Source organism: Caballeronia sp. LjRoot29 (genome assembly GCF_964252755.1).
Classification (GTDB): domain Bacteria; phylum Pseudomonadota; class Gammaproteobacteria; order Burkholderiales; family Burkholderiaceae; genus Caballeronia.
In genome coordinates this window covers 15207-30443 of record NZ_CAXUPU020000056.1, presented here as the reverse complement: position 1 = coordinate 30443, position 15237 = coordinate 15207, and the positions used below count along the sequence as shown (strand labels likewise).

Below are 15237 nucleotides of genomic sequence, written 5' to 3'. Positions count from 1 at the left end.
CTGCTTTAACGTGGGTTTTGGTCAGATCGAGCCCGGCGGGTCGCTCGCGAAATTCCCCGCAATGTCATCGCTCAACGCTAAATCCGGGTGAATTCAACTGGCCGACAGGCATATTTTGACTTCACATCGAAATTTCCCTTATAATTCAAAGTTCTCTATCCGCACCATGCCCGCGGATGAGAACCAGGGAGAGCCCGCACGCGCCTCGATGCGCACTTTCATACAAGCGGGACAAAGCAGGGCAGAATTATTTTTTGGATCGATCATGAAGACGTTTTCCGCAAAAGCCCATGAGGTGACGCGTGAATGGTACGTGATTGACGCGACGGATAAGGTTCTCGGACGTGTCGCCAGTGAAGTGGCCGCCCGACTTCGCGGCAAGCACAAACCCGAGTTCACCCCGCACGTCGACACTGGCGATTTCATCGTCATCATCAACGCCAGCAAGTTGCGCGTCACGGGCAACAAGGGTACTGACAAGAAGTACTATCGTCACTCGGGCTATCCGGGCGGCATCTACGAAACGACGTTCAACAAGATGCAAGAACGCTTCCCGGGCCGCGCGTTCGAGAAGGCCGTTAAAGGCATGTTGCCGAAAGGTCCGCTCGGCTACGCGATGATCAAGAAGCTCAAGGTCTACGCTGGCGCAACGCATCCGCATACGGCTCAACAGCCTAAAGCGCTCGAGATCTAAAGGGAGCCCATATGATCGGTAATTGGAATTACGGTACGGGCCGCCGCAAGAGCGCCGTTGCTCGCGTGTTCATCAAGTCCGGTACGGGCGAGATCATTGTCAATGGCAAGCCCATTGCTGATTACTTCTCGCGCGAAACGTCGCTGATGATCGTGCGCCAGCCGCTCGAACTGACGAGCCACGCCACCACGTTCGACATCAAAGTCAACGTGAACGGCGGCGGCGAAACGGGTCAGGCCGGTGCAGTTCGCCACGGCATCACCCGCGCGCTGATGGACTACGACGCAACGCTGAAGCCCACGCTGTCGCAAGCTGGCTTCGTTACCCGCGATGCTCGTGAAGTTGAACGTAAGAAGGTTGGTTTCCACAAGGCACGTCGCAGGAAACAATTCTCGAAGCGTTAAGCTGTTTGGCGGTTTCGTCGTTTTTGCGGCGAAATGGCTCGAAAAGCCGCCTGCGTGTATGCGCTGGCGGCTTTTTTCGTGGCTTTCGTGGTGGATGCTCAACAGATTGCAGCAGTCTTTTGGCGATGTTCCAAGCAGCCACGGCAATTTCGGGATACTGTGGACCGATAGCCTATTGATTACATGGGCTTCCAGCACGATATTGAGATCAGCCCTACAATAATCCCTAGAAGCTTTTTTGGAGAGTTCGAATGAACGCTGTCACCGATACCCCCACGACCGAAATGCCGTTGCCGTTTGTTTTCACCGACGCAGCAGCTGACAAGGTCAAGCAACTGATCGACGAAGAAGGCAATCCGGAATTGAAGCTGCGTGTGTTCGTGCAAGGCGGCGGCTGTTCGGGTTTCCAGTATGGCTTTACGTTTGACGAAGCCATCAACGAAGACGACACCGTGATGGACAAAGCTGGCGTACAGCTCCTGATCGATTCAATGAGCTATCAATACCTCGTCGGCGCTGAGATTGACTACAAAGACGATTTGAACGGCGCGCAGTTCGTGATCAAGAATCCGAATGCAACCAGCACCTGCGGTTGCGGCTCGTCGTTCTCGGCTTGATTGTGATTAGTTGAATCGACTGCGCGGCTAGATTGCGCGGCGAAATGCAGTTGTGAAACGGAGCCTTCGGGCTCCGTTTTTGTTTTGTGCAGCCTCAGGCCTCAACGAGACCTCACGAGACTTCAACGCGGATAAATCGCCCCTAGGACCCGTTCCCCGGCGGCGCCTGTCACCGCTGAGACATTACCCGGCTTACGGGCCACGCAGCGCATTGCAAGCCATGCGAATGCCAATGCTTCCACCTGCTGTGGCGGCACGCCGAGCGCTTCAGTGGTCATCACGGGGACACCCGCCACGCCGCTCTCTCCAAGCGCCTGCTGGATAGCCTGCATCAACACCGGATTACGGGCGCCGCCGCCGCAAACATAGACCGCGCGGCAATCGGAAGCATGCCGCTCGATCTCTCTCGCCACGGTGATGGCAGTCAGCGCGACAAGCGTGGCCTGTACATCTTCGGGCGATAGCGTTTCAAAACCGACGAGCTTGGTATCGAGCCACGCGGGGTTAAACAGATCCCGGCCGGTGCTTTTGGGTGGCTGCTGTTCGAAGAACGGTTCGTTGAGCAGCGTGTTCAGCAGCGGGCGATGCACCTGGCCTCGTGCCGCGAAATGACCGCCTTCGTCGAAGGGGCGTTTCAGATGCCGGTGCGCCCATTCGTCCAGCAATGCGTTCGCGGGTCCGCAATCGAAGCCATGAACACTGCCGTTGGCCGAGAGAATGGTGATATTGCTGATGCCGCCCAGATTGCAGACCACGCGCGTCTCGTTCTTGCTGCCGAAAATGGTCGCGTGAAAGGCCGGGACGAGCGGCGCGCCTTGGCCTCCGGCGGCGACATCGCGGCTGCGGAAGTCAGCAACTATATCGACGTTGGTCATTTCAGCGAGCAGCGCGGGATTGTTGATTTGCCGCGTGTAACCCTTTTCCGGCCTGTGACGCACGGTCTGCCCGTGTACGCCGATCGCGCGGACTTTTGCGGACGAATAGCCGCTCATGCTTGCCAGTTCGTGGCAACACACGGCGTAACGCGTGGCCAGCGCGTTGGCTGCAAGGGCTTCGCGTTCCAGTTCGTTGTCGCCAGGGGCCTGAAGGGCGAAGAGCGCGTCGCGCAGGCCTTGCGAGAATCCGACATGGGCCTCTCCGAGCACAACGGGCGGCTTACCGGCGGTGAACTGGACGGCAATGCCATCCACGCCATCCATGCTCGTACCCGACATCAGCCCAAAGTACACGCCGTCCGCCATATCGCCTGTTTCCATCGCCTCGGTCCGTCGCGCCACGTTGCTCTCCTGTTCGATGCGGGTTCACCGAGGACCGTGTTTTAGCAGCCATCGGTGCAATTCTTACGGCCAAAGCGGCCGCGATGGACCGATTATCCACGCATCGATGCCGCGCGTTAAGCCGTTGGCCATTCGGTCACATTTCGCGCGTTGTATTCGGCTTCCCGGTGCCCAAAACCTGGCCGAATGGCCAACGCGCGGGGAAAACGGGGCGAAGGAAGTCGACATCACGTAAAATCCGTTGCCTGAACAAGCGAATGCCGCGCGTTTTTTCCGTGTCCGAACGTGAGCATGGACGAATCTCGAAACAGCGGCTGTTGCCCGACTGGCGCCTGTTAGCGCCCCGAATAAATCACCCGAAAAGTTGCAAGCATGACCACTGAACCGAACGACTCTCCGGCTTCGGCTGCGAAAACCTTGCCCCTCACCGACGAAGTGCAGGCGGCTCTTGCCATCGCGAAACGGGGCTGTGACGAGCTACTGATTGAAGCCGAGTTCGCACAGAAGCTGGCTCGAAGCGCCGCAAGCGGCAAGCCGCTGCGTATCAAGCTTGGGCTCGATCCGACCGCGCCCGATATTCACATCGGCCATACGGTTGTCCTGAACAAAATGCGTCAGTTGCAGGACCTTGGCCACACGGTGATCTTCCTGATCGGCGACTTCACGTCGCTGATTGGCGATCCGTCAGGGCGTAACGCCACGCGGCCGCCGTTGACGCGTGAGCAGATCGAAGAGAACGCGAAGACTTATTTCGAGCAGGCTGCGCTCGTGCTCGATCGTGAAAAGACCGAGATGCGTTACAACAGCGAGTGGTCCATGCCGCTCGGCGCCGACGGCATGATCAAGCTCGCGTCGCGCTATACGGTCGCGCGGATCCTTGAGCGCGAGGATTTCACGAAGCGTTACCAGGGTGGAATGCCTATTTCGATTCATGAGTTGCTGTATCCGCTCATGCAAGGCTACGACTCGGTTGCGCTGAATGCCGATCTCGAACTCGGCGGCACGGACCAGAAGTTCAACCTGCTGGTTGGCCGTGAATTGCAAAAGCAATACGGCCAGGAGCAGCAATGCATCTTGACCATGCCGCTGCTGGAAGGGCTGGACGGCGTCGAGAAGATGTCGAAGTCGAAGCACAACTACATCGGCATTAGCGAGAAGCCCTCAGACATGTTCGGCAAGCTGATGAGCATCTCTGACACGCTCATGTGGCGCTACTTCGAATTGCTGTCGTTTAGAAGCATGGAAGAGATTGCGCGTTTCAAAAGCGAAGCCGAGGGTGGTCGCAACCCGCGGGATTTCAAGGTGCTGCTGGGGCAGGAGATCGTTACGCGTTTCCATTCGCCGGCTGACGCTGAGCGGGCGCTGGAAGACTTCAACCATCGTGCGAAGGGCGGTGTGCCGGACGAAATTCCGTCGGTGACGCTCAATGGCGCTCCGCTCGCGATCGGGCAACTGCTGAAGCAAGCCGGGCTGGTGCCTTCGACCAGCGAAGCGCTGCGCAATATCGAACAGGGTGGCGTGAAGATCGACGGCGCGATCGTGTCGGACAAGGGCTTGAAGATCGAAGCGGGCGAGTTTGTGGTGCAGGTCGGCAAGCGCCGCTTCGCGCGCGTCACGCTGGCAGCGTAAGCGCGTGATCGCACTCATTCAGCGTGTCTTGCGAGCTGACGTTCGTGTGGGCGACCGCGTGACGGGTGCGATCGATGCCGGCTTGCTGGCGCTTGTGTGCGCGGAGCGAGGCGACACGCCCGCAGTCGCCGACAAGCTCCTGGCGAAGATGCTGGCGTATCGGGTTTTCAGCGATGCCGCCGGCAAAATGAATCTGCCGGTGCGGGACATAGATGGCGCCGGGCGCGCGGGCGGCGTGTTGCTGGTATCGCAATTCACCCTCGCCGCCGATACCTCCAGCGGGCTGCGGCCAAGCTTCACACCGGCTGCGCCGCCAGAAGAAGGCCGCAAGCTGTTTGATTACTTCGTTTCGCAAGCACGCGCCGCGCATCCCATTATCGAAACGGGCGAGTTCGGCGCGGATATGCAAGTGTCGCTGGTCAACGACGGGCCCGTCACGTTCTGGCTACAAGTTCGTCCCTGAGACGTCTTTGAGATGTCCCCGGGACGTCCCCTGAGTTTTGTCACTGCACCCGTCGTTCCAGGGGCATCTTCCGGAATTTCACGTATCTCATGACCACGCAAGTTCTCTTCATCAGGCACGGCGAAACCGACTGGAATCGCATCAAGCGTATTCAGGGGCACATTGATATTCCGCTGGCTTCAAGTGGCATGGTGCAAGCAGGGCAACTGGCGCAGCGTCTCTTACAGGAGTCGAAAGCCGGCGCCCAGCTCGACGCCATCTATTGCAGCGATCTGCTGCGCGCTCAGCAAACGGCCCAACCCTTTGCAGATGCGCTTGGTTTGACGCTGAACTTGAACGCAGGTCTGCGCGAGCGTTTATACGGTGACTTTCAAGGTCACAGCAGCGATGAGATCCGGGGGAAGTATCCCGAGGAATACGCGATCTGGCAGAGCCACAATCCGGACTTCTCGCCGCCCGCAGGTGAATCGCAACGAGCATTCTCACAACGTGTGCTGAACGCTGTCGAGCCGATCGCGGCCGCGCATCCGGACGGACGCATTGCCGTTGTTGCCCACGGAGGGGTGCTGGATTGCATTTACCGGTTCGTGCGCGGCGTGCCGCTCGACGCGCCACGCGACTGGCCGCTGCTGAATTCCAGTATTAATGTAGTGGACTTTGAGAACGGTCAAACGAAGATCGTGTCCTGGGGCGATGTCGCGCATCTTTCGTTCCCCGGCAGCGACGACGACCTCAAGGAAGTCCCGCGCTAGAGCAAATCAGGCTTCATCGCCGCGCGGAGACGGGCTCGTTTGGACACGCCATTGTTCAGCGCCCAACGTATCAACGGCGCAATCATCTTGATGCCCGGCCGCGTCCACGCGCGACGTAGCGTCGAAAGTGCGCTGAATCCGAGCATCGATTGCGCCCAGTCAGGCAGCAGGTCCACACCCGCGTTCAGGATTAGCGCGCTGGCGGGTTTCATCGCGACACTCGGCGTTGGTGCATTCATCAGCACCTTCAGCACTTCCCGGGTGCGGTCGCTTGCTTCCAGCTGTGGCTGCATTAACGCCAGATAATTGTCGATCTCCGCGCAACTCTTCGGCACATTGGTCGCGCCGAGCATCTCCGCTATGGTCGACGTCTCCACGTAATAGCGATCCTGTGCCTCGAGGGAAAGCAACGGGTTCACATATCGCAAATGCGCCTTCAGGAAACTCGATACTTCCGCGACGTGAACCCATGTCAGCAACTCGGGATCGCTTGCACGATATGGCCGTCCGTCGGGAGCCGTGCCCGTCACGGAGAGGTGAATCTGCTTTACACGTTCGATGAGCGCAAGCGCGTCATGCTTATTGCCGTAGGTCGTACCCGCGATAAACGTGGCCGTGCGGCGCAGGCGTCCGAGAATATCGGTGCGAAAGGTGGAATGGTCCCAGACGCCCGCGAGCGCTATTGGGTGAAGGGCTTGGAGCAGCAGGGCGCTGACGCCGCCGGTCATCATCGACGTGAAGTCGGCGTGGACTTTCCAGCAAATTGCGTCCGGTCCGAACAGTCCCGGGTCGCCCGGCGGCGACGAATAATCCAGCGATGGCCCACTGCCGGTAGTCAGGCTCGTGACGCCGTTGGCAAGTCGGGAGCGCACTCGCTTGACCAACGAGCCGGCGAAGCCGGATGAATCGTCAGGGCGCGGACTGGCTTGATCGGACATCGCTTCGGCTATCCAAGGGGCTATTACGCTGACACTGCTGGCTCAGCTATCTGCGTTGGCATCCCACAGTTCGCGGACCGGGCCGGCGTCGGGAGCGGCTAGCCCAAAGTGGCGATACGTGAGTAACGTGGCAACGCGTCCGCGCGGCGTGCGCTGTAAATAACCCTGCTGAATCAAATAGGGTTCCAGCACGTCTTCAATGGTGTCGCGTTCTTCGCCAATAGCTGCTGCCAGATTGTCGACGCCGACCGGACCGCCATCGAATTTGTGCAGGATCGCTTCCAGTAGTTTCCGGTCCATCAGGTCGAAGCCGACCGGATCGACGTCGAGCATTTTCAACGCGGCATCGGCGACGTCGGCTGTGATGTTGCCGTCCGCTCTTACTTCAGCGTAATCACGTACGCGCCGCAGTAACCGGTTCGCAATGCGCGGTGTGCCACGCGCCCGCTTCGCAATTTCCAACGCCCCTTCCGGGACAATATCCGCCTTCAGCAGCGACGCGGAGCGCGTGACGATCCGCGCCAGTTCGCTAGCGGTGTAGAACTCCAGCCGCGACACAATGCCGAAGCGATCGCGTAACGGATTGGTCAGCATGCCAGCCCGCGTGGTCGCGCCAACCAGCGTGAACGGCTGCAAATCCAGCTTGACGCTGCGTGCCGCCGGACCTTCACCGATCATGATGTCGATCTGATAATCCTCGAGCGCCGGATACAGAATTTCTTCGACGACCGGCGACAGCCGGTGGATTTCGTCGATGAAAAGCACATCGTTCTTCTCAAGATTGGTCAGCAGCGCGGCGAGGTCGCCGGCGCGTTCCAGGACCGGTCCCGACGTCTGCCGCAGATTAACGCCCATCTCCCGCGCGATGATATGCGCCAGCGTGGTCTTGCCGAGACCCGGCGGCCCGAACAACAGAACGTGATCGAGCGCCTCGGAGCGCCGCCGCGCGGCCTCGATAAAAATCTGGAGCTGATCGCGGATCTTCTCCTGCCCGACGTATTCCTCGAGATCGCGCGGCCGCAGCGCGCGCTCGAACACTTCCTCGTTCGGCGAGACGGGAGTAGCCGAAATGATGCGTTCGGCAGCGAGTTTGTCGGTTTCTATCATGCGTCGATTGTACCGCGTGGCTCGAAGACGAAAAGCTGGCCTATCGGCCGACTGTTGGCCGATCGGCCGCGCGAGAGACTGGCCTGACTAGCTCTTGGAAAGCGCTTTCAGGGCCAGCTTGATGCCTTCCGAGACGCCCGTGCCGGCCGGAACATTCTTGACCGACATCAGTGCTTCTTTTTCGGAGTAACCCAGTGACAGCAATGCATTCAGGATATCGCTCGCGTGATCGGGGCCGCTCACCGTGCCCGTTACCGTGCCCAGATCCGCGCCAAGCTTGCCCTTCAGTTCGAGTAGCAGGCGCTCGGCCGTCTTCTTGCCAATGCCGGGCGTACGTGTCAGCCGCGCGGCGTCCTGCATCGTCACGGCCTGCGCGAGTTCCTCAACGCTCATGCCGGACAGGACGGCGAGCGCCATGCGTGCACCAATGCCGCTGATCTTGAGCAGTTCACGGAAGGTCGTGCGCTCCTGTTGCGTACCGAAGCCGTAAAGCAAATGCGCGTCTTCACGAACGATCAACTGAGTCAGCAGCACGATCTTTTCGCCGCTGTTCGGCAGGTTATAGAAGGTGCTCATGGGTACGGCGATCTCGTAGCCTACGCCGCCGCAATCAACGAGCAAGTACGGTGGGTTTTTTTCCAGCAAAACGCCTGCAATGCGACCAATCATGGTGAGGAACTTGTAGTGGAGTTAGCCGACAAGACGGCCGCGCCGTACGCGCAGGCCCTTTTTAGCCAGCGATGGTGCGATCTCGCCGAGCGCAGTCATCGCGCCGCCTGCGTGCGCGTGGCAGATGGCCATGCCGAGCGCATCGGCGGCGTCGGTGCCCGGCACCCCCGTGAGCGCGAGCAAGCGCACGACCATTTGCTGCATTTGTTCTTTCGTTGCGCGGCCGTAGCCCACCACCGCTTGCTTCAACTGCAGCGCCGTATATTCGGCCACGGGCACGCCGCTCGCGACCAGGCCGCAGATTGCAGCGCCGCGCGCCTGGCCGAGCAGCAGCGTGGATTGCGGATTAACGTTGACGAACACTTTTTCGATCGCGGACTGGTCGGGCGCGTGTTGCCGGACCAGTGTCGAGATACCTTCGAAGATCGTGTGGAGACGCGACGGCAAATCGGCGTCGGCGGTCTTGATGACGCCGCTCGTCACATAGGTCAGCGTTTGACCGGTCTTGTCGATAACGCCGAACCCCGTCACGCGCAGGCCCGGGTCAATACCGAGAATTCTCATGGAGTGCCGTTGGAACGTAGTGCTTGCGATACTAACAGCGCGGCGCAAAAAGTAAAAAGCCCGGTGCGCCTGCCGGCTACCGGGCTCTCCGAAGGTAAAGCGTGCTTAGTGCCGGAAGTGACGCGTTCCGGTCAGGACCATCGCAATGTTGTGCTCGTCCGCAGCGGCAATCACTTCGTCATCGCGCATGGAACCGCCCGGCTGGATGACACAGGTCGCGCCAGCGTTGACCACGACGTCGAGGCCGTCGCGGAACGGGAAAAACGCGTCCGATGCCACCGCCGATCCGGCCAGCGACAAGCCAGCGTTCTGCGCCTTGATGCTGGCAATGCGCGCCGAATCCACGCGGCTCATCTGGCCCGCGCCCACGCCGATCGTCATGCCGCCGCCGCAGAACACAATGGCGTTCGACTTCACGTACTTGGCAACACGCCACGCGAACAGCAGGTCGTCCATTTCCTTCGGCGTCGGGTGACGCTTCGTGACCACGCGCAATTCGTGCGGCTGGACGTTCTTCGAATCCAGCGACTGCACGAGCAAGCCGCCGCCAACGCGCTTCAGGTCGAATGCATTATGACCGTCACCGAGATCGAGCTTCAGCAGACGCACGTTCTGCTTCGCCGCGAAAATCTGCTTGGCTGCGTCGCTGAACGAGGGCGCCATCAGCACTTCCACGAACTGCTTGGCAACAGCTTGCGCCGCCGCTTCATCCACTTCACGATTGAACGCGATGATGCCGCCGAACGCCGACGTAGGATCGGTCTGGAACGCTTTCGAATACGCTTCGTGTGCGTCCGCGCCAATCGCTACGCCGCACGGATTCGCGTGCTTGATGATCACGCAAGCCGGAACGTCGAAGGTCTTCACGCACTCCCACGCAGCGTCGGAGTCGGCAATGTTGTTGTACGACAGTTCCTTGCCCTGCAGTTGCTCGTAGTTCGCGAGCGCGCCGGCCGGTGTGGTGAGATCGCGATAGAACGCCGCGCTTTGATGCGGATTCTCGCCGTATCGCAGATCCTGCACCTTGGTGAACGCGAGGTTGAACGTCGACGGATACGTGTTGCGGCTCTTGTGCTGCAACTCGTCGGTCAGGCTCGTCAGGTAGTTCGTGATCGCGCCATCGTATTGCGCCGTGTGGGCAAACACCTTGGTTGCGAGCTTGAAGTTCGTCGCGTAGCTGACGGTGTTTTTCGCCGAGCGCATTTCGTCGAGAACGATCGCGTAATCCGCGGGATCGACAATCACCGTCACGTCACGATGATTTTTCGCCGCCGAACGCAACATGGTCGGGCCGCCAATATCGATATTTTCGATCGCGTCTTCCAGCGAGCATTCTTCTTTCGACACCGTCTGCACGAACGGATACAGGTTCACGACAAGCAGGTCGATAGTCGGAATGTCGTGCTGTTCGAGCGCGGCCATGTGTTCCGGCAGATCGCGGCGCGCGAGGATGCCGCCGTGAACCTTCGGGTGCAGCGTTTTCACGCGGCCGTCGAGCATCTCCGGGAAACCGGTGTAGTCGGCGACTTCGGTGACAGGCAGACCGGCATCGGCCAGGAGTTTCGCGGTGCCGCCGGTCGAGAGCAGGCTAACGCCTAACTCCGACAGCGATTTCGCAAATTCGACGATGCCAGACTTGTCGGAAACGGAAAGGAGCGCTTGCTTGATCATGATGGGAACGGCGGGAGCCGGTAGGGGAGTCGAGGGGAATCAGGAATTCGAGTCGACCGCCGTACGCCGCGACGGTCCGGGTGGTACATCAATAAGACAACTGCGTTAAATCAGTCCGTGCTGTTGCAGCTTCTTGCGCAGCGTGTTGCGGTTGATGCCCAGAAATTCCGCCGCGAGCGATTGATTGCCCTCGGCTTGCTTCAGCACAACTTCCAGCATCGGCTTTTCGACGCACGAAATCACCATTTCGTAGACGTCGTGCGGTTTCGACCCGTCCAAGTCCTGGAAATAATTGTCCAGGCTCTGGCGGACGCATTGTTCTATGTTGTGTCTGCTCATGCGGCTAGTCGGTCTGTGTGGTTCTGCCCGTCGCACGATTCTTCAGCTTCGTCGTTGCCGCCGCGGTCGCCGTCCCCGCCGAGTTCTTCGACATAGACGAGACGGTCGGACAACGCCTTTTGGGCGTCGAAGAATTCGTTCACGGCGAGCAATTGTTCGCGTGTGGAATCCAGCGTGTTCATCCGATGTCTGAACGTGTTGGCGCCGGAAAGGCCGCGAGTGTACCAGCCGATGTGCTTGCGCGCTGTACGAACGCCCGTGAATTCGCCATAGAAATCATAGTGATCTTCGAGATGCTCATTCATCAGTTGCTGGATCTCGTCGATACGCGGCGCCGGCAAATATTCGCCGGTTGCCAGGAAGTGTTCGATCTCCCGGAAGAGCCACGGGCGCCCCTGCGCGGCGCGGCCGATCATGATTGCATCCGCACCGGTAATGGCCAGAACGTGGCGCGCTTTTTCCGGCGTGGCGATGTCGCCGTTGGCCACCACCGGAATACGTACGGACGCTTTGACGGCTGCAATGGTCTCGTATTCCGCGTCGCCCTTGTAGAGATCGGCGCGCGTGCGGCCATGCACGGTCAGCATGGAAATACCCGCGTCTTGCGCAATGCGCGCAATGTTCAGCGCATTTTTGTTCTCGCGATTCCAGCCTGTGCGGATCTTCAACGTGACGGGCACGGAGTCCGGGCCCACGCCGACGGCGTTCACCACTGCCTGCACGATCTGCGCGACCAGCGCTTCGTTTTGCAGCAATGCCGACCCAGCCGCCACATTGCAGACTTTCTTGGCTGGGCAGCCCATGTTGATGTCGATAATCTGCGCGCCGTTCGCCACGTTGTGACGCGCGGCTTCGGCGAGCATTTTCGGATCGGCGCCGGCGATTTGCACGGAAATAGGCTCGACTTCGCCGGTGTGATTCGCGCGACGGAGCGTTTTCTCGCTTTTCCAGAGTTGCGCATTCGACGCGACCATTTCGGACACCGCGTAACCCGCTCCCATGCGTTTGCACAACTGCCGGAACGGGCGGTCCGTCACCCCGGCCATGGGGGCGACAAACAAGTTGTTGCGCAAAATGTGGGGGCCGATGGCCGGTGTGGAAATAGGCATGAAACTCGCGGTGTTCCCTGGGAAAGGGATGCAAAAGCGCTTAAGGAAACGGCTATTTTAACGCGAACGCGCTGGGCCAATTAAGTCCAATCGACGCGCAAGTTGTTAAATCTTCTATGAATCTCGCGAACGTAATAGAGGAAAAGCTCCAACTATCGACAGATGAATCCAGTGCACTGAACGCATGTTTGATGTGGTCAGCGCGTTAGGCCGAGTTGGATCTCATGCAAGGCGCGTCGGAGAAACAGTGGAGCGTAAGTGCCTGACGCGTGTCCATCGTGAGCAGCTTAGGAGAGTCTGCGCGGCGCGGCATCCATAACTAAAAATGCTGCTCTCCGCACTCGCTCGAAGTCAGCGCCGTTGCCCGAACATCATCTGTCGCGCCAGCACGGTTTTAACCGGCGGGACCAGCTCAAGCGCGCTCAAAGCCAACCCGCGCATCGCGGCGAGTGGGGGGAAATCGACGGTGAAAAGACGCGCGAGCGTATCGGTTGCGCCAATCGTCATGCGCCGGTCCAATGCGCGCCGTTGCGCAAAGAGACTCAACGCGACGGTGGTCGGGCCATTCGTCGATAACGCGTCGCACAACGCGTGCGCATCACGCAAACCCAGATTGAGTCCTTGCCCTGCAACGGGATGCAGCGTTTGCGCAGCGTTTCCGATAGCGACCGTGCGCCGGTCGACCAGTGCATTCAACGCATTCAGGCCGAGCGGGAACATTGCCCGTCCGGTGATGCGCGTGAAGCGGCCCATGCGCTCACCGAACGCGGAGCCGAGTTCAACGAGGAATCCGGCGTCGGGGAGTTGCGAGCGCCGCGCCGCCTCTTCAGGGTCACAGCACCAGACGAGCGCGTAGTCTGCCTGGCGCGCGCCGCCGCTTGGCAGCAGCGCGATCGGTCCTTCGGGCGTGAAGCGTTCCCACGCGACGCCTGGTTGCGGCGCCGATACGCTCACCGTTCCGACAATAGCCGTCTGGCCATAATCGCGCGTGTTCTTGACGTCGGCGGAAAGAGCGGAAGGGGGGGGCGAAGCATCCGCTTCCTTGTACAACCCGCCTTCGGCATTCACCAGAATGCGCGCGCGGATCGTGCGGTCGCCGGTGGCCGAATGGATCGGGAGCGTGACGCCATCATGGTCGTGCAAAGGTGTTGATGCCGTGGTTTCCGTGAACCAATGCACGCTGGTTTTGCTGAGCGCTTGCGCGAGCGTTGCAACCAGCGAGCCATAACGCACGACGTAGCCGAGCGCGGGCAGGCCGTGTTCATCGTGATCGATGAGCGTGCGGCCGAACTGGCCGCGCTGCGAGACGTGAATGCGTTTGATCGGCGTGGCATCGGCGGGAAAACCGAGCGATGACTCGAGCATCGCGCGACTGCCATGCGACACCGCGATGGCGCGCGGATCGGAGGACGCCGCGTCAGGCGCGCGCGAATCGATCAACGCTACCGACAAGCGCGACGTCGCGCTCCGTTTCGCCAGCCAGCCGGCGAGCGCGAGCCCGACCGGACCTGCACCGACGATGGCGATATCGAAGTGATAATCGGCCGGCGGCGCGTGGCCGATAGTTTCCGCGGTTTCAATTTGCATCGGGTGTTTGCGCGTCGCGCATCAGGGCTTCGATTTCGTCGGCATCGACGGGCACTTCGCGTGTCATCAACTCACAACCATTCGCGTTGACGATCGCGTCATCCTCTATCCGGATACCGATATCTGCATACCGCTCCGGCACGTCCTCGGCCGCGCGAATATACAGACCCGGTTCGATGGTCAGCGTCATGCCCGCCTTCAACGTGCGCCACGCGCGCGCGCCCTGATCGTCGAGTTGCGCGTGGGCGTCGCGATAATCGCCGGCATCGTGCACGTCCATGCCGAGCCAGTGACTCGTCCGATGCATGTAGAAACGCTGATAAGCCCGCTCGGCGATGACATCGTCCACGGTGGCAAACTTGTTGCGGTCAATGATCCCCGTGTCCAGCAAACCCTGCGCCAATACGCGAACGGCGGCTTCGTGCGGCGCGTCGAAACTGACGCCTTCGCGGGTGGCATCGACGGCGGCATATTGCGCGTCCAGCACGATGTCGTAGATTTCCCTTTGCGCCGATGTGAACCGACCGCTGGCCGGAAACGTACGCGTGATGTCGGATGCGTAGCCGTCGAGCTCGCACGCGGCGTCGATCAGGATCAGGTCGCCCTCGCGCACGATCGTGTTGCCGGCCGGATAGTGCAGCGTGCACGCATTCGCGCCGGCCGCGACGATCGTGCCGTACGCGGGCGCTTGCGCGCCGCGCCGGCGGAACGTGTAGAGCAGCTCGGCTTCGATTTCGTATTCGTGCATGCCGGGGCGGCAGGTTTGCATCGCGCGGCGGTGCGCTTGGGCCGAGATCGTGCCCGCGCGCCGCATGATCCCGAGTTCGTGCGCGTCCTTGATGAGGCGCATTTCGTCGAGCACCGGCAGCAGATCGATTGCTTTCGTCGGCGCTTTCACGCCGATCCGGCTCTGTGCCCGAACCGCCGCGAGCCAGCCGCGAACCTGCTCGTCGAGCTCGCCGGAACTGCCGAGCGCGTAGTGCAGCGCGGGGTTATCGGCGAGGAGGCGGGGCATTTCCGTATCGAGTTGATCGATGGGGAACGCTGCGTCAAAACCGAACGCGAGACGCGCGCCTACCGGGCCGTATCGGAAACCTTCCCACGTTTCGCGTTCGACGTTTTTCTCGCGGCAGAACAGGATGGCGGCGGGGTCAGCTGCGTCAGCGCTGGCGTTGAGGACCAGCGTTGCTTCCGGTTCCGTGAAGCCCGTCAGGTAATAGAAATAGCTGTCGTGGCGGAACGGGTAATCAGCGTCGCGGTTGCGCATGACTTCGCGCGCCGTCGGAACGATTGCCACGCCGCCGCCCGATTCCCGCAGCGCCGCGAGCACGCGGTCACGGCGGCTGCGGTAGACGTCGACGGCTAATAAGGATTGGGCTTCAGTCGATGAGTTCATTCAGCGATTGTAGCGCCGCCT

At 60.4% G+C, this 15237-nt stretch carries 16 protein-coding genes; 6 read left to right on the top strand and 10 right to left on the bottom strand.

Going from position 1 to position 15237, the window contains the following annotated elements; translation table 11 throughout:
* Nucleotides 1-265: 265 nt before the first annotated feature.
* The 3 genes from rplM to erpA all read left to right on the top strand — a co-directional run bounded on the left by rplM (nucleotide 266) and on the right by erpA (nucleotide 1715).
* On the top strand, nucleotides 266-694 hold the full coding sequence (rplM, locus tag ACSQ83_RS34240) for a 50S ribosomal protein L13 (protein WP_031357525.1): 429 nt from the start codon (nucleotides 266-268) through the stop codon (nucleotides 692-694).
* Nucleotides 695-705: 11 nt separating this feature from the next.
* Complete coding sequence (gene rpsI / locus ACSQ83_RS34235) at nucleotides 706-1098, top strand: 30S ribosomal protein S9 (RefSeq protein WP_056355701.1); 393 nt, start codon at nucleotides 706-708, stop codon at nucleotides 1096-1098.
* A 251-nt stretch (nucleotides 1099-1349) separates the two neighbouring features.
* Nucleotides 1350-1715, top strand: coding sequence for an iron-sulfur cluster insertion protein ErpA (gene erpA / locus ACSQ83_RS34230; RefSeq protein ID WP_031357523.1), 366 nt, complete (start codon nucleotides 1350-1352; stop codon nucleotides 1713-1715).
* Nucleotides 1716-1837: 122 nt separating this feature from the next.
* Here erpA and ACSQ83_RS34225 read toward each other — a convergent pair whose 3' ends face one another.
* A complete protein-coding gene (locus tag ACSQ83_RS34225) occupies nucleotides 1838-2971 on the bottom strand; it encodes an anhydro-N-acetylmuramic acid kinase (RefSeq protein WP_436231160.1) in 1134 nt (377 codons plus the stop codon).
* A gap of 393 nt (nucleotides 2972-3364) precedes the next feature.
* Here ACSQ83_RS34225 and tyrS point away from each other — a divergent pair, with 393 nt between their 5' ends.
* From tyrS to ACSQ83_RS34210, 3 genes are all read left to right on the top strand, one after another.
* On the top strand, nucleotides 3365-4621 hold the full coding sequence (gene tyrS / locus ACSQ83_RS34220) for a tyrosine--tRNA ligase (RefSeq protein ID WP_436231159.1): 1257 nt from the start codon (nucleotides 3365-3367) through the stop codon (nucleotides 4619-4621).
* A 4-nt stretch (nucleotides 4622-4625) separates the two neighbouring features.
* Nucleotides 4626-5084 carry a D-aminoacyl-tRNA deacylase gene (gene dtd / locus ACSQ83_RS34215; RefSeq protein ID WP_414949432.1) on the top strand — a complete coding sequence of 153 codons (459 nt, stop codon included), beginning with the start codon at nucleotides 4626-4628 and terminating at the stop codon, nucleotides 5082-5084.
* 89 nt (nucleotides 5085-5173) lie between these two features.
* On the top strand, nucleotides 5174-5836 hold the full coding sequence (locus tag ACSQ83_RS34210) for a histidine phosphatase family protein (protein ID WP_436231158.1): 663 nt from the start codon (nucleotides 5174-5176) through the stop codon (nucleotides 5834-5836).
* Here the strand turns inward: ACSQ83_RS34210 and ACSQ83_RS34205 are convergent.
* From ACSQ83_RS34205 to ACSQ83_RS34165, 9 genes are all read right to left on the bottom strand, one after another.
* A complete protein-coding gene (locus ACSQ83_RS34205; RefSeq protein ID WP_436231157.1) occupies nucleotides 5833-6774 on the bottom strand; it encodes an oxygenase MpaB family protein in 942 nt (313 codons plus the stop codon). The two genes, ACSQ83_RS34210 and ACSQ83_RS34205, sit on opposite strands and share 4 nt — an antisense overlap.
* 42 nt (nucleotides 6775-6816) lie before the next feature.
* A complete protein-coding gene (gene ruvB / locus ACSQ83_RS34200) occupies nucleotides 6817-7881 on the bottom strand; it encodes a Holliday junction branch migration DNA helicase RuvB (protein WP_436231156.1) in 1065 nt (354 codons plus the stop codon).
* Nucleotides 7882-7968: 87 nt separating this feature from the next.
* On the bottom strand, nucleotides 7969-8550 hold the full coding sequence (gene ruvA / locus ACSQ83_RS34195) for a Holliday junction branch migration protein RuvA (RefSeq protein WP_436231155.1): 582 nt from the start codon (nucleotides 8548-8550) through the stop codon (nucleotides 7969-7971).
* Between the two features lie 21 nt (nucleotides 8551-8571).
* Nucleotides 8572-9114, bottom strand: coding sequence for a crossover junction endodeoxyribonuclease RuvC (gene ruvC, locus ACSQ83_RS34190; protein ID WP_031357515.1), 543 nt, complete (start codon nucleotides 9112-9114; stop codon nucleotides 8572-8574).
* A 105-nt stretch (nucleotides 9115-9219) separates the two neighbouring features.
* Nucleotides 9220-10785 carry a bifunctional phosphoribosylaminoimidazolecarboxamide formyltransferase/IMP cyclohydrolase gene (gene purH / locus ACSQ83_RS34185; protein WP_436231154.1) on the bottom strand — a complete coding sequence of 522 codons (1566 nt, stop codon included), beginning with the start codon at nucleotides 10783-10785 and terminating at the stop codon, nucleotides 9220-9222.
* A 105-nt stretch (nucleotides 10786-10890) separates the two neighbouring features.
* Nucleotides 10891-11124, bottom strand: a complete 234-nt coding sequence (locus tag ACSQ83_RS34180) for a Fis family transcriptional regulator (RefSeq protein WP_299719526.1) — start codon at nucleotides 11122-11124, stop codon at nucleotides 10891-10893.
* Nucleotides 11121-12233 carry a tRNA dihydrouridine synthase DusB gene (dusB, locus tag ACSQ83_RS34175; RefSeq protein WP_414949423.1) on the bottom strand — a complete coding sequence of 371 codons (1113 nt, stop codon included), beginning with the start codon at nucleotides 12231-12233 and terminating at the stop codon, nucleotides 11121-11123. Before dusB ends, ACSQ83_RS34180 begins: the two co-directional genes overlap by 4 nt.
* Before the next feature lie 351 nt (nucleotides 12234-12584).
* Nucleotides 12585-13820 (bottom strand): UbiH/UbiF/VisC/COQ6 family ubiquinone biosynthesis hydroxylase, encoded by a 1236-nt coding sequence (locus ACSQ83_RS34170; protein ID WP_436231153.1) that lies wholly within the window; start codon nucleotides 13818-13820, stop codon nucleotides 12585-12587.
* A complete protein-coding gene (locus ACSQ83_RS34165) occupies nucleotides 13810-15216 on the bottom strand; it encodes an aminopeptidase P N-terminal domain-containing protein (protein WP_436231152.1) in 1407 nt (468 codons plus the stop codon). Before ACSQ83_RS34165 ends, ACSQ83_RS34170 begins: the two co-directional genes overlap by 11 nt.
* Nucleotides 15217-15237: the final 21 nt, after the last annotated feature.

What these genes read in the sequence shown, in the direction of transcription:
- ACSQ83_RS34210 (WP_436231158.1), top strand. Translation starts at nt 5,174, where the DNA reads ATGACCACGCAAGTTCTCTTCATCAGGCACGGCGAAACCGACTGGAAT.
- ruvB (WP_436231156.1), bottom strand. Translation starts at nt 7,881, where the DNA reads ATGATAGAAACCGACAAACTCGCTGCCGAACGCATCATTTCGGCTACT.
- dusB (WP_414949423.1), bottom strand. Translation starts at nt 12,233, where the DNA reads ATGCCTATTTCCACACCGGCCATCGGCCCCCACATTTTGCGCAACAAC.
- ACSQ83_RS34165 (WP_436231152.1), bottom strand. Translation starts at nt 15,216, where the DNA reads ATGAACTCATCGACTGAAGCCCAATCCTTATTAGCCGTCGACGTCTAC.
- ruvA (WP_436231155.1), bottom strand. Translation starts at nt 8,550, where the DNA reads ATGATTGGTCGCATTGCAGGCGTTTTGCTGGAAAAAAACCCACCGTAC.
- tyrS (WP_436231159.1), top strand. Translation starts at nt 3,365, where the DNA reads ATGACCACTGAACCGAACGACTCTCCGGCTTCGGCTGCGAAAACCTTG.
- rpsI (WP_056355701.1), top strand. Translation starts at nt 706, where the DNA reads ATGATCGGTAATTGGAATTACGGTACGGGCCGCCGCAAGAGCGCCGTT.
- ACSQ83_RS34180 (WP_299719526.1), bottom strand. Translation starts at nt 11,124, where the DNA reads ATGAGCAGACACAACATAGAACAATGCGTCCGCCAGAGCCTGGACAAT.
- ruvC (WP_031357515.1), bottom strand. Translation starts at nt 9,114, where the DNA reads ATGAGAATTCTCGGTATTGACCCGGGCCTGCGCGTGACGGGGTTCGGC.
- rplM (WP_031357525.1), top strand. Translation starts at nt 266, where the DNA reads ATGAAGACGTTTTCCGCAAAAGCCCATGAGGTGACGCGTGAATGGTAC.
- ACSQ83_RS34205 (WP_436231157.1), bottom strand. Translation starts at nt 6,774, where the DNA reads ATGTCCGATCAAGCCAGTCCGCGCCCTGACGATTCATCCGGCTTCGCC.
- erpA (WP_031357523.1), top strand. Translation starts at nt 1,350, where the DNA reads ATGAACGCTGTCACCGATACCCCCACGACCGAAATGCCGTTGCCGTTT.
- ACSQ83_RS34225 (WP_436231160.1), bottom strand. Translation starts at nt 2,971, where the DNA reads ATGGAAACAGGCGATATGGCGGACGGCGTGTACTTTGGGCTGATGTCG.
- purH (WP_436231154.1), bottom strand. Translation starts at nt 10,785, where the DNA reads ATGATCAAGCAAGCGCTCCTTTCCGTTTCCGACAAGTCTGGCATCGTC.
- ACSQ83_RS34170 (WP_436231153.1), bottom strand. Translation starts at nt 13,820, where the DNA reads ATGCAAATTGAAACCGCGGAAACTATCGGCCACGCGCCGCCGGCCGAT.